Source organism: Dokdonia sp. Hel_I_63 (assembly GCF_007827285.1).
Taxonomy (GTDB): Bacteria; Bacteroidota; Bacteroidia; order Flavobacteriales; family Flavobacteriaceae; genus Dokdonia.
Map to the genome: position 1 here is coordinate 1,013,936 of NZ_VISD01000001.1, position 12,932 is coordinate 1,026,867.

General features: G+C 35.6%; 12 protein-coding genes and 1 riboswitch. Of the genes, 6 read left to right on the plus strand and 6 right to left on the minus strand.

Going from position 1 to position 12,932, the window contains the following annotated elements; all coding sequences use genetic code 11:
• Positions 1–25: 25 nt before the first annotated feature.
• From JM84_RS04445 to JM84_RS04455, 3 genes are all read right to left on the minus strand, one after another.
• On the minus strand, positions 26–544 hold the full coding sequence (locus tag JM84_RS04445; protein WP_144782934.1) for a hypothetical protein: 519 nt from the start codon (positions 542–544) through the stop codon (positions 26–28).
• Between the two features lie 132 nt (positions 545–676).
• Positions 677–1,291 carry a deoxynucleoside kinase gene (locus JM84_RS04450; RefSeq protein WP_144782937.1) on the minus strand — a complete coding sequence of 205 codons (615 nt, stop codon included), beginning with the start codon at positions 1,289–1,291 and terminating at the stop codon, positions 677–679.
• A 1-nt stretch (position 1,292) separates the two neighbouring features.
• On the minus strand, positions 1,293–2,054 hold the full coding sequence (locus tag JM84_RS04455) for a hypothetical protein (protein ID WP_144782939.1): 762 nt from the start codon (positions 2,052–2,054) through the stop codon (positions 1,293–1,295).
• Between the two features lie 77 nt (positions 2,055–2,131).
• Here JM84_RS04455 and JM84_RS04460 point away from each other — a divergent pair, with 77 nt between their 5' ends.
• Positions 2,132–2,521, plus strand: a complete 390-nt coding sequence (locus JM84_RS04460) for a group III truncated hemoglobin (protein WP_013750255.1) — start codon at positions 2,132–2,134, stop codon at positions 2,519–2,521.
• On the opposite strand, the gene JM84_RS04465 is transcribed toward JM84_RS04460, so the two are convergent.
• Both JM84_RS04465 and JM84_RS04470 read right to left on the minus strand, forming a co-directional pair.
• Positions 2,518–3,195 (minus strand): response regulator transcription factor, encoded by a 678-nt coding sequence (locus tag JM84_RS04465; RefSeq protein WP_261375700.1) that lies wholly within the window; start codon positions 3,193–3,195, stop codon positions 2,518–2,520. The two genes, JM84_RS04460 and JM84_RS04465, sit on opposite strands and share 4 nt — an antisense overlap.
• Positions 3,188–4,852, minus strand: a complete 1,665-nt coding sequence (locus JM84_RS04470; protein WP_144782943.1) for a sensor histidine kinase — start codon at positions 4,850–4,852, stop codon at positions 3,188–3,190. Before JM84_RS04470 ends, JM84_RS04465 begins: the two co-directional genes overlap by 8 nt.
• Positions 4,853–4,985: 133 nt before the next feature.
• On the opposite strand from JM84_RS04470, the gene JM84_RS04475 reads away from it, so the two are divergent.
• From JM84_RS04475 to JM84_RS04495, 5 genes are all read left to right on the plus strand, one after another.
• Positions 4,986–5,477, plus strand: a complete 492-nt coding sequence (locus JM84_RS04475; RefSeq protein WP_013750252.1) for a hypothetical protein — start codon at positions 4,986–4,988, stop codon at positions 5,475–5,477.
• Positions 5,478–5,500: 23 nt separating this feature from the next.
• Positions 5,501–6,340 (plus strand): GLPGLI family protein, encoded by an 840-nt coding sequence (locus JM84_RS04480; protein WP_144782945.1) that lies wholly within the window; start codon positions 5,501–5,503, stop codon positions 6,338–6,340.
• Between the two features lie 82 nt (positions 6,341–6,422).
• Positions 6,423–7,331: a GLPGLI family protein gene (locus JM84_RS04485; RefSeq protein ID WP_144782947.1), complete on the plus strand. Its 909-nt coding sequence runs from the start codon at positions 6,423–6,425 to the stop codon at positions 7,329–7,331.
• A gap of 165 nt (positions 7,332–7,496) precedes the next feature.
• A complete protein-coding gene (locus JM84_RS04490; RefSeq protein WP_144782949.1) occupies positions 7,497–10,235 on the plus strand; it encodes a TonB-dependent receptor in 2,739 nt (912 codons plus the stop codon).
• A gap of 96 nt (positions 10,236–10,331) precedes the next feature.
• Positions 10,332–10,874: a CIA30 family protein gene (locus JM84_RS04495; RefSeq protein ID WP_013750248.1), complete on the plus strand. Its 543-nt coding sequence runs from the start codon at positions 10,332–10,334 to the stop codon at positions 10,872–10,874.
• A gap of 168 nt (positions 10,875–11,042) precedes the next feature.
• On the opposite strand, the gene metK is transcribed toward JM84_RS04495, so the two are convergent.
• Positions 11,043–12,296: a methionine adenosyltransferase gene (metK, locus tag JM84_RS04500; RefSeq protein WP_144782951.1), complete on the minus strand. Its 1,254-nt coding sequence runs from the start codon at positions 12,294–12,296 to the stop codon at positions 11,043–11,045.
• A 439-nt stretch (positions 12,297–12,735) separates the two neighbouring features.
• Positions 12,736–12,857: riboswitch (SAM riboswitch) on the plus strand.
• Positions 12,858–12,932: the final 75 nt, after the last annotated feature.

A 12,932-nucleotide genomic window follows, 5' to 3' on the forward strand; every position in this document is an offset into this window, starting at 1 on the left:
TGTGTGTTGTTAAATTGCTTTGTGACTACTGTCTTTCAAAACGTAATTCTTGATTTGTTGTAGATGTTCTATCTGTACTTACGTCTACATCCATAAATTCTATTCTCAATTGGCTATTGTTAAATAAAGTCACATCACCTGTGCTATCACCGTCAAAAGTTATTGTTTGATCTGCATCGTTTACAGTATAACTACCTGTATCAGAATCGACAATTATTTCAGTTTCTTCTACTGGGTCGTTGTTTTCTAGTTGAGTAGTTGTTGTTAAACGGTATTGGAAATTAGTAGTGTAAGTTCCGTTTGCGTTAAAAACGATGTTTGATGATCCAAAGGTGTCACCTACCTCAGTGATAGTTGTCGTAGCCGTCCCTCCTGTTACTTGCTGTTCTATTACCTCCTCACTCTCAAAAAATGTGAAGTTATATGTTCCTTCAAGAAGTGCTGGAGTTAATGTAGGTCCCGCTGGTGTACCGTCATCATCATTACCACAAGAAATAGCCATTACGGAAATAGCAAGGATTAAAATAAATTTAAGATTTTTCATAATATTTGTTAGTTTTTGAAGGCGCAAAACTAGCCTATTTTATTCAATTAGAAAAGCTTTTTACAGATGTAAAAAGCTTCATTTTTATTTGTAAATAACTGAAATTAAGTAAGTAATAATAGATTCTAGTTCCTAGAAAAGACCGTTTAACTCAGCATCTATTCTATTAATAATATCTCCTAAGTCTTCAGGATTATCTACAAAGTTAATATTATCTACGTCGATAATGAGGAGCTTCCCTTTTTTATAACCATGTATCCAAGCTTCATAACGCTCATTAAGTCGACTTAAATAGTCGATAGAGATAGAATTTTCATAATCTCTCCCTCTCTTATGTATTTGTGATACTAGGTTAGGAATAGAGCTACGTAAATAAATCATCAAGTCTGGTGCATCTACTACACTTTCCATCAAGTCAAAAAGAGACTTGTAGTTATTGTAATCACGATTAGTAAGAAGACCCATCGCATGAAGGTTAGGAGCAAAGATGAATGCATCTTCATAAATAGTACGATCTTGAATAATCGTTTTGTCACTATCTTTTATGTCTAGCAATTGTCTAAAACGGCTATTTAAAAAGTAAATCTGAAGATTGAACGACCAGCGTTCCATCTCATTATAAAAATCATCTAGATATGGATTATCTACAACATCTTCATATTGTGGAGTCCAGTTAAAGTGTTTAGATAAAAGTTTAGTTAAGGTAGTTTTACCTGCTCCGATGTTACCGGCAATTGCAATGTGCATGTTAAGGTTTTTTAGGAAGTTTTAGTCGGAAAGCAGCTAACTTTTGACCGGTGTAAAGATACAGGATTTCGCCATTCAACGAAAGTTGTTTTATGGTAAAATCTGGAGTTTTCAATGCTATAAATTCATTAGATTCTTTTGGCTTATAGTGTAATTTACCCTGTGAGAGCAAGATAACAGCGCCTTTGCTTTGAGAAATGAGCGTGATATCTTGTAAGGCTGTTTTACTTAAAAAGCTACCGTAGTTATTGTAATGAAACAACCCTATTTCATTTACTACCCACGCAAAATTAAAATTAGTAGCTAGTGTCGTAGCATTAACTGGCATAGGTGGGAATTGTGTGGTTATTTGATCTGTATTCCAGTCAAAAATCTCAAGTTGTTGTAGGTCTGTATTAAATACCCATAAACGTCTATCACCATTTGTCGCAACATGACTTATGTTCCTAAAATCATCTATGGCAGAAAAATTAATGCGGGTAATCTCACTTAATGTATTGTCTAGTATTACTGCGGTATTTGTAGCTTCATAAAACACACTTATTTTAAGCGGATTAAGAATATCAACCGAAGTGATAGCACCTAGCTGTAGTGCTGTAAATTGATAACCTTCATTAACATCATCTTTATATAAAACATCATTTTTGATATGGTACAGCGCATTAAAAGCATCAATACCTATAAAGGCATCAGTATCGAGTGTCACCTCATTAATCTTTTCTAAGGTGTAATTCTGGCTAGTTGCCGTGATGGTGGCAAGCAAAAGTAATATGTTAATCAGTTTATGCATTAATGAGCAAAGTACAAAAATCTAGCCGTTATAGTTAATACCTTTGTAAGGTGAAAAAGGATATTGAAAATAGAGAAGATGTATATACACTTGTAACCACTTTCTATGGTCGCATACGTAGTGATGTTTATTTGGGACCTATTTTTAATAAACACATTACAGACTGGCCACACCACTTTGAGCATCTCACAGATTTCTGGGAGGGCAATTTATTCTTTAAAAAGATTTTTACGGGAAGACCTTTACAAACGCACAAACGTGTAGATAGGGATGAAGGCTACACTATAAATGAGCAACACTTTGGTGTGTGGCTTAATCACTGGGTACAAACGGTAGATGAGCTATATGAGGGCGAACTGGCAGAGATGGCAAAGTTTAGAGCTCGTAAGATTGGCACCTTTTTTCTAGTAAATATGTTTCAAGCAAAGCCTTCACACTAGCAGATGAGCTTATAGCCGTATCCACGTACGTTTACGATTTCTATAGTAGCGTCGTCCTTTAGTTTTTTTCTAAGTTTTGATATAAAGACGTCCATGCTTCTTGCAGAAAAGAAGTCATCATCACCCCATAATTTCTTAAGAATAAGTGATCGGTCTAGAACGGCATTACGATTTTTATGAAGATGAAATAGTAAATGAGCCTCTCTATGGGTTAACTTTTGTACGCTTCCGCGAAAGCGTAATTCTTGCCTTGTGAAATCAAAAATATAACTACCGATGGTAATAGCCTCAGTCTTTTGTTGCAATGTTTTACGTTGTAGTAAATTCTGAATTCTTACAATAAGCTCTTCTACGCTGAAAGGTTTTTTGAGATAATCATTACCACCTATACTAAACCCCTCAACCACATCTGCCGTTTGAGACTTTGCAGTGAGAAATATTATAGGAATCTCATCATCTTGTTCACGAACCTCCTTTGCCACAGTAAACCCATCCTTTTTAGGCATCATCACATCGAGCACTAAGATGTCAGGCTTTTTAAGTTGGTATTGATTTATCGCTTGAACACCATCTGTGCAGAGTGTTACATTAAAGCCACGACTCTCCAGACTTTCTTTTACAATGAGTCCAAGTGCTGGCTCATCTTCTGCGAGTAAGATATAAGGTTTAGTCATTACCATTTGGAATTGTAATTTTAAATGAAGTTTGTGGAACAGTAGACACCTCTATGGAACCATTATGTTTTTCAATAATAGTTTTGGTGTAGTATAGTCCTATCCCAAAACCTTTTACATCATGAGTATTTCCTTTGGGCACGCGGTAAAACTTTTCAAATAATTGAGATGCTTGATCTTTTGTAAGTGCTTTTCCTGTATCTGTAATCGACAAGTGGATGTTACTATTTGTATTACTTATTGCTATGGTTACTGGTGGTTTACCGTATTTAGTGGCATTATCTACTAGATTATCAATAGCATTTTCTAGATGAAAAACATCTACTGTGGCCCATATTGAAGATGTTGAACTTTTAAGCGTAATAGGAATCTCAGGTGCAATTTCTTTATATTTTTTAATCAAATGTTCAAGCACTTCCACTAGGTTGCAACGCTCTTTTTTCAACGATAAATCTTCTTTGTCTAATGTTGCGGTGTCTAGAATGCGTTCCACCATGGTATTAAGTTTACCTAGCTGTGTGGTAGACATGGCAAGGTATTTCTCTGTTTTTTCTTTGTCGTTTTCTTTGTTAAAATGCTGTATGCCTTCAATAGCTGCGCTTATAGTGGTTATAGGTGTTTTAAACTCGTGGGTGATATTGCTTATAAAATCATTTTTAATCTCGGCGAGTTGTTTTTGTTCTCGTATAATTTTGAGTAGGTATAACAGTGAGGATATAACTGCAACCATTAACACAAAGGAGAGTAAAATCCCTAACAGGTTACGTTTCAGGATAATGGACGTAACATCATTAAAACCAACGGATAAAATACTCTCTGATGGCAGAAGTTTTGAAGTAGCGATAACATTGAGTTGATAAGTTGGGTCTACATATTTTGGTGATCCAGGGATTACTTTAGTTATAGTATCCCCTTTTGGGGAGTAGGTAAGGCTATGTGCTTTCCTATCAATACCGATAGCTTTGAGTTGATTTACAACAATGGTGTCAAGTCTTTTTACATCTATTTGATCATCTTTAAAAGAGACAATAATTTTTGTCGTAAGATCTGTAAGAGCACTTAAACGAGTTGTGTCTCTAATGATTGAGTCTAAGGCTTTTTGATCACCTTCTCCTTTTTTCTTGTTATTTCTTAAAACGTTTTGCTCGATTCTATTGTATAAAGAATCAACGACCTCTTGATTATCACCAGTGATTTTCCACGACGTTCTTCTAGAAGAATTAGGGGAAACTTTCTCTAGGGTTTTTGAAAAACGCTCCTCAACTTTTAATTTAGATTTATTTATGATACTATCAATTTGATGAGGACTGGCTCCTTGAATCGATAAAAAGCCATTTGTATTGGAGGTGTCATTTATTGTGATACCTGTTACACGTTTGTTAATGGTATCAAGGCTTTTTATCCAAGAGGAAATACCAGTTCTAATACCGTCAGTGTCTGGGGTGTCATCTGAACTATATAAACCTAAAGTATTTCTAATAGCTACTTCCTCGTAGTAAGCATCTACTGCTTGATTGAGAGATATTTGTACTTCTCTTTTAAGTTGTTCTTTTCCAGACTCATAATTTTTATAGTTCCAATAGATCTGTATAGCAAGAGTTATGAAAATAACAGTGGCTATTGAATAAATGATATAAGTGTATCTATTTGATTTCATAATTCAAAGATGCTTTATAAGGAACTTTAAAACAAATCGGTTAACACTCGTTAACGGTTGTTAACTCAAATAGCCGATGATCTTCTCCATATTTGTACTGTTCAATAAACAAACATTTTAAAATCAATCTATTATGAAATCTATGAAAACGGTTATCGCAATTTGTTTTATTTTAGTCGCTACTGTGACTTCGGCTCAAAACACAATAAATTTAAAAGATAGTACTCTGACTGTTTCAGAAAAGAGACAGGAGGGTAGCTCACTTAAGTTGCTTGTAAAAAGTTTAAAACAGATAGGAGAAGAAGATATTCTTTTTCACAAGGACAGTCTCAAGCATTACAAGAGTAATGTATCTACCACATACAAAATAAAAGATACTACAGACAACTTTAAGCGTGTATTAAGAAGATTTAAAGACAGCACGCATCAACCTGAAGTTTCTTACCATATACACATAAAAGATACGATTACGCTTGAAAATTTTAAAGATCTCCAGATCCCAGAATTTGAAAGTTTGAAAGAAAATTTACGCAGCTTTGTCACTACACTTCAAGAAAGTTCAAAGTTAAAAGAGCTAGCAGCCGCTTTAAAAAAGCTCAAACATTCAAGTGATTTAAAAAATTAATAAAGATTAAACATCAAATAAGGATGAAAACAACAATCATAACGGTAATTATATGCATGTGCGCTTTCGCGAAAGCAAACTCACAGCAATTAAGTGGTGTAGCAACCTATCAATCACAACGGTCTATCGATCTAAAGCTAGACGAAAACAAGGCAAAAAATGTTTCGTCAGAAATGCAAAAAGAAATAGAAGAACAATTAAGAAAGCAATTCCAGAAGGAGTATATACTCACTTTTAAAGGTAAGGAGTCTTCATATCGACAAGAAGAAAGTCTTGCTGTACCTACACCTTCTGCAAATGGAATAAGAATTACTGTGACCGGAGATAAAGGAGTGACATATCGCAATCTTGCAGAAAACCTCCTTTTAAAAGAAAGTGAAATTATGGGGAAACTTTTTTTAATAAAAGATTCTCCCAAAAAACCAGAATGGGTTCTAGAAAAAGAGGTGAAAAACATAGGAGTATACACTTGTTTTAAAGCTACTACCTCTGAAGAGTATGAGCAGCCATCTTTTAATGAAGAGACAGGAGAGGAGGAGGAGTCTGTGACTAAGACTAGAACAATCACTGCATGGTACACACTAGATATACCTGTAAATCATGGCCCGGATGAGTACTGGGGATTACCTGGCTTAATACTAGAAGTGAGTGATGGTAAATTCTCACTTATGTGTACAAAAGTAGTTTTGAACCCAAAAAAGGGAGTGCAAATAGTACTGCCAGAAAAAGGTAAAGAGGTTACCAAAGATGAATTTAATAAGATTCAAGAAGAAAAAATGGACGAAATGATGGAGCGTCAAGGAGGTAAAAGAGGAAAGAATGGTAGTCGTGTGTTTACAACCACAGAAATAATACGCAACTAGAGTTCTTAAAGTTTTCTTAAAATTTGAATACCTTTCAAACTATGCGGTACTTTAAAAGTCTAAAGTATAAATAATTAGAAATATGACTCTTAAAATATCTCAGTGGTTGTGTGTTGCGTTTGTAACGCTTACAATAAGTACAGCCGTTCAAGCACAGAAAATAGAAGGTGTTGCAACTTACCAAACCAAGACTACGATAGATATGTCGCGCTTTAATCGTGGTGGGCAACAACTAACAGAAGCTCGTAAAAAACAGATTGCAGAGCGCATGAAAAGCTTTTTAGAAAAGGAATATATACTGAGCTTTAATAAAGACGAGTCTTACTATAAGGAGGAAGAACAACTTCAAGCACCTGGACAAGGTGGAGGTGGACGTGGTTTTGGAGGAGGATTTACTCAAGGAGGGATTTACTCTAACCGTGCATCAAATGATTATGCTCGTGAAAATGATATGATGGGTAAGATTTTCTTAGTAAAAGACACCTTAAACAATTTAAACTGGGAACTCGTAAAAGAGAGTAAAGTAATAGGGCAATATCCAGTTTTTAAAGCGGTAGCGACTAGAAATATCGAGCAGAACATGTGGAGCCGCATGGGAAGAGGAGCGAGACAAGGGCAGAGAGATCGTGAGAAAAAAGAAGATAGTACAGCTACTGCTAGTACAACAAGCGACATTGAAGTAGCAGAAGAGGAACCTAAGACAGAAACTATAGTTGCTTGGTACACACCTATGATCCCTGCGAGTCACGGACCAGATGAGTTTGGTGGTTTACCAGGACTCATTTTAGAGCTTAGCACAAACAATACGACTATCCTTTGTACAAAAGTGGTACTTAATCCTAAGGAGCCTATTGCTATCGAGCCGCCTGTAAAAGGGAAAGAAGTGAGCAGGGAAGAATACCAAGTCATCGTTGAAGAAAAAGCAAAAGAAATGGCAGAACGTTTTGGCGGAGGTAATAGAAGAGGGCAGCAAGGAGGAAGACGTTTTTAAAATTACGTAGACTTTCATTTTAATGAAATTATAAAAAGCTTATCAAAATATGAAAGCGAGCAAACAATAACATCAATCAATATAATGATCATACCTAATATCTTTTGATAACAGGTGTGACTAATCCAACCAATCCAAATGATACTAAAAAAAATAATTTTGGTAATGCTTCTCGCATTACCCTTGACGCTCTTTGCCCAGTCTATAACGCTTAGAGGCGTTGTAAAAGATTCAATAGGGTCGCCACTTGAATTAGCAAATATCATCGCTACAAATAAAGCCGAAGGTACATTAGAATCTTATGGTATTACCGATGCATCAGGACGCTACCGCCTTGATCTTACCACGGGAATTACCTATGATATTAAAGTAAGTTACTTAGGGTTGCAATCTGTAAATGAAGAAATAATCGTTGCTCAGGATGCTCAAGATATTACTAAAGATTTTACACTGAAGGAAGATCCTAATCAACTGGATAATGTGGAGTTGGTCTATGAAATGCCAGTTACCATTAAAGGTGATACCATTGTCTATAATACGGATAGTTTTACAAATGGAACAGAGCGTAAACTAGGCGATGTACTTAAAAAACTTCCAGGGATTGAAGTAAATGATGACGGCCAGATAGAGGTAGAAGGGAAGGTGGTTTCTAAAGTGATGATAGAAGGAAAAGATTTTTTTGATGGTGACTCTAAACTTGCCACCAAAAACATCCCTGCAGATGCACTTAAGAAGGTTGAGGTTCTTAAAAACTATAATGAGGTATCTCAAATGCGAGGTCTAGGTAATGATCAAGATAATGTGGCGATTAATATTAAGCTTAAGGAAGGAAAAACAAATTTCTGGTTTGGAGATCTTACAGCAGGTGCTGGTGATGGAGAGAAGCTTAGATATTTAGGGAAAGCAAAACTATTTTATTACAGCCCTAAGGGAAGTATTAATATTATAACAGATTTTAATAATACAGGAGAGGTTCCATTTACGTTTAGAGACTACTTTAATTTTACCGGAGGTTTTAGAAATTTTAACCAGCGAGGAGGTACTTCTTTTAATGTAAGTGATAGCGGATTAGGATTCCTTACAACACAGAACAATCGAGCAAACGAAATTGAAACGGGTTTTGCAGCGGCCAACTTCACTTATACAATAAATCCAAAATGGGATATAAGCGGTCTTGCGTTACTTTCAGATAACAAGACAAACTTTGTAAATAACTCACTAAATACATTTATTAATCAGGGATTTACACAAGGATTTAACGAGAGTACAGATCAACGTAATCAGTTAGGTATGGCAAAACTAAGTTCTGTATATAAGCCTAATGCAAACTTGCAGTTTGATTATGATGTGCTCGTAAAAAAGTCTAAGCAAACAGAATTTTCAGACGGTACTAGTATCGTAACACGCGATGGTGCTGTACAAGAGGATGTGGTAGATCAGGACAAGGAGAATGAGCCATTTTCTATCAATCAAAATGTAAATCTATATTACACACTTGATGAGAACAACATATTCTCAGGGACTATCCAGCATTTGTATCAAGATGAAGATCCGTTTTATAACGCTACGCTTTCTCAAGAGCCATTTACAGCTCCTGACCCAGCAGATATGACAAATGAAATAAGCTCTATTGATTTTATGCCTGGTGCAAATGGTCTTTTTGATATCAATCAAAACAAAAATATCAAAACCAATAAACTAGATGCAAAATTAGATTACTACTACATTCTTAATAAAAAGAGTAACATTAATATTACTGCAGGAACAACCTTAAGTCGCCAAGACTTTAATTCTAATCTATTTCAAATTTTAGAAACAGGAACGGTAGATGATCTTACCGAGACTCTGGATGGTACTATTATAGGTAATGATGTTGCATTTAACTTTAGTGATGTGTTTGTAGGACTTCACTATAAACTTAAAACGGGAATTTTTACAATTACTCCAGGATTGACATTACATAATTATACTACAAAGAGTGAGCAACTAGGCACAACAACAGAAGATAGTGATGTGAGATTACTGCCAGACTTATTTACGGTATTAGATTTCTCTCAAGGGAAAAGTTTACGAGTAAACTACCAGATGACAGCGCAGTATACAGACGTAAATAATTTCGCCGAAGGCTTATTGTTTAATAACTACAACAGTTTGTATCGTGGTAACAGAGAGATAGAAAATGCTATTTATCATAATGCAAGTATCAATTACTTTAGCTTTAGTATGTTCAACTTTACGAGTCTCTTTGGAGGAATAAATTATTCTCGTAGGGTGGATCCTATAAAAACTTCTGGATCATTTGTAGGGATCAACCAAGTTGCTAGTCCTATAAATAATACCAACTTTGCAGACCAAACACTGAGTGCTAACGCACGTTTTTCAAAACGTTTTAAGAAATGGAAACTTAACTTGAGTGCAAATGGAAGCTACAGTGATCTTAATAATATTATCAATGGTGAAGATAGAAACACAAAGAACCTAACGCAGAATTATAGAACTAGTGCAGAGACTAACTTTAAAGAAGCTCCTAATTTTGAAATTGGCTACAACTTTACAAGCACAAACTCTGATAATGGTGTGACAGATAGAACATTCTTTACAAATAGACCTTTTGCAAACGCAGAGTGGAATTTTGGTAAAGGTTTTACAATAGGTGCAGACTGGAGTTTGTATAATTATGATGATAATGATGATAGTACAGAGATAGATAACATGTACTCTTTTCTAGAAGCAAACATATATTACCAGAAGCCAGATAGTCAGTGGGAGTTCCGTATACAGGCTACAAATCTCTTGAATGTGGACACCATTTCAAGTAACAATGTAAATGATTTTACAATCTCAAATACAGAGTATTTTGTGCAACCTAGAATCGCAATGTTTACGGTGAAGTATAATTTATAACGAGTATGCTAAGGCTTGTGGCTATCTAGCTCGTTAAAAGTCTTTTAAATTGAAGGATTAAGCTTTCGCGAAAGCGTAACTTTAAAGAAAAAAGCTATGAAATATCTCTTAGCCTTACTGATCACAACTACTATGAACACGACAACACTCTCTTTTAATTTTGGAACCTCTTGTGATAATTGTGATGACTGGTTCGTCGTTCTGGACGGTGTTATGGGAGGATTATCTACAGGCGAGGTGGAGCAATCTGCAGAAAGTATCATCTTTCGCGGAAGCGTAAGTCTTGAGAATAATGGAGGTTTTGCATCCTTGAGAACTCCGTATCAATCTTATGACTTATCGCCATATACCAAAGTAACTGTGCGATATAAATCTACAGGGCAAGACTTTGCACTTACGCTCAATAAGTACAAAAGATTCTGGAGACCGAATTATAGAATCAATTTGCCGATAACAGAAGGTGAGTGGAAAACTGTCACTTATAATCTTTCAGATTTTGGAACATATAGACTTGGTGAACCTTTGGAAGGTCATCCAGACAAAGATGACCTAGCATCAATCATTCGCCTCGGACTGATCTCAAATACAAAAGCTGCTACAGATTTTGAGATTGAAGTAGATAAAATCGTATTCGAGTAATTAAACTTCTGTCATTTCAAGCCTGTCGAGAATTACATAACATTGAGAAGGCCGAGAAATCACATAACAGTGAGCGCATGCGAGTAATCATAAAGCTATCGCTATGATAATGTATAAACCAAAAAAAGGGAGCCATTAGGCTCCCTTTTTAATACGTATATAAGTGAATTATATATTGAAAGCTTCTTTTACTTTCTCTACATAATCAAGTTTTTCCCAAGTAAATAATTCTACTTCGATATTCTTTTCTTTACCGTCAAAGCTCTTGAAGGTTTTTGTAACTACTTCGTTTGTGCGTCCCATGTGTCCGTAAGCAGCAGTCTCGCTGTACATAGGAGAACGTAGCTTTAATCTACTTTCAATAGCAGCTGGTCTCATGTCAAATAGTGCAGTAACTTTCTTTGCAATCTCACCATCAGATAAGCCTACTTTAGAAGTACCGTACGTGTCTACAAAAATTCCCATAGGCTCTACAACACCAATAGCATAAGAAACCTGCACAAGAATCTCATCTGCAACGCCTGCAGCAACAAGATTTTTTGCAATGTGACGTGTAGCATAAGCAGCAGAGCGATCTACTTTTGATGGATCTTTTCCAGAAAAAGCACCACCTCCGTGAGCTCCTTTACCACCATAAGTATCTACAATAATCTTACGACCTGTAAGACCAGTATCTCCGTGAGGTCCACCTATTACAAACTTCCCAGTTGGGTTAATGTGATACTTAATATCATCATTAAAAAGATTTGCAATATTTTCTGGTAATAAACCTACTACGCGAGGTATTAAAATATCTTGAATATCTCCACGTATGCGACCTAGCATTGCTTCGTCTTCATCAAAATCATCATGCTGTGTAGAAACTACAATAGCGTCAATACGTTGAGGAACGTTTTCATCACTATATTCTATAGTCACCTGCGCTTTTGCGTCTGGGCGTAAATAAGTAATCTCGTCATCTTCACGACGTAGGTTACCTAGTTCAATAAGCAACTTATGAGAAAGCTCAAGTGCCAGTGGCATAAAGTTTTCTGTCTCCTTAGTAGCGTAGCCAAACATCATTCCTTGATCTCCTGCTCCTTGCTCTTCCTTAGTATCGCGATCTACACCACGATTAATATCGTCGGACTGCTCGTGTATGGCAGATAATACACCACAAGAGTTTCCGTCAAACATGTATTCACCTTTCGTATAACCTATTTTATTAATGGTCTCACGAGCGATTTTTTGAACATCTAAGTAAGCACTAGATCTCACTTCACCAGCGAGTACTACTTGTCCAGTGGTAACTAGGGTTTCACAAGCAACTTTAGATTGCGGATCAAAAGCGAGAAAATTATCAATAAGTGCATCAGAAATCTGATCTGCAACCTTATCTGGGTGTCCTTCAGAAACAGATTCTGAGGTAAATAAATAAGCCATTTTTTAATTTTTTGTCAAGAAGTAGATTTGACGTATGCTGGGTAGAAACATAACATAAGAAACGTTAAAGTCTTATGTTTGATTTTAGCCATTTTTTATTGAGGTTGCAAGCAGTCAAATCTGTCCTCGTAATTATGGCACAAAGGTAAAGAAACTTTAATAATATAAACAATCCATTATCCTACCAATTTAGTAGGGTTATGTTATTGTTTTGTGAAAATTTAAAGAGTAAATTTCAACGTCTCATTATCTTAATTAGAATATTATACTGTATTATTTATTAAAGCTGAATATTTTACTGAAATAGTTGTTTTAATAAAACTTTTTAGAAAAATATTCTAAAAAGTTTGTTTTTGTAGATTTGTTTTTACAATATTTGTGCTCACAAAGTTCAATGACAGTTCAGATTTTCGCGAAAGCGCAATAATGAACAGAATAAATGTTATCAAGAAAGGCTGAGGGAATGACCCTATGAAGCCTTAGCAACCCTTTCACTTAGAAAGAAGGTGCTACATTCTACCCCAGAATCGCTCATTACCGAAACTTGAGGATAGATAACATCGAGCAAGTACCTCACGGGTATGCGCTTATGTTTTTTCTTATAATATTTTTCTTTAAACATTTCCTCGACCTTGA

Coding starts and splice junctions, on each gene's coding strand:
- JM84_RS04445 (WP_144782934.1), bottom strand. CDS start 544: ATGAAAAATCTTAAATTTATTTTAATCCTTGCTATTTCCGTAATGGCT.
- JM84_RS04450 (WP_144782937.1), bottom strand. CDS start 1,291: ATGCACATTGCAATTGCCGGTAACATCGGAGCAGGTAAAACTACCTTA.
- JM84_RS04465 (WP_261375700.1), bottom strand. CDS start 3,195: ATGACTAAACCTTATATCTTACTCGCAGAAGATGAGCCAGCACTTGGA.
- JM84_RS04470 (WP_144782943.1), bottom strand. CDS start 4,852: ATGAAATCAAATAGATACACTTATATCATTTATTCAATAGCCACTGTT.
- JM84_RS04475 (WP_013750252.1), top strand. CDS start 4,986: ATGAAATCTATGAAAACGGTTATCGCAATTTGTTTTATTTTAGTCGCT.
- JM84_RS04480 (WP_144782945.1), top strand. CDS start 5,501: ATGAAAACAACAATCATAACGGTAATTATATGCATGTGCGCTTTCGCG.
- JM84_RS04485 (WP_144782947.1), top strand. CDS start 6,423: ATGACTCTTAAAATATCTCAGTGGTTGTGTGTTGCGTTTGTAACGCTT.
- JM84_RS04490 (WP_144782949.1), top strand. CDS start 7,497: ATGCTTCTCGCATTACCCTTGACGCTCTTTGCCCAGTCTATAACGCTT.
- JM84_RS04495 (WP_013750248.1), top strand. CDS start 10,332: ATGAAATATCTCTTAGCCTTACTGATCACAACTACTATGAACACGACA.
- metK (WP_144782951.1), bottom strand. CDS start 12,296: ATGGCTTATTTATTTACCTCAGAATCTGTTTCTGAAGGACACCCAGAT.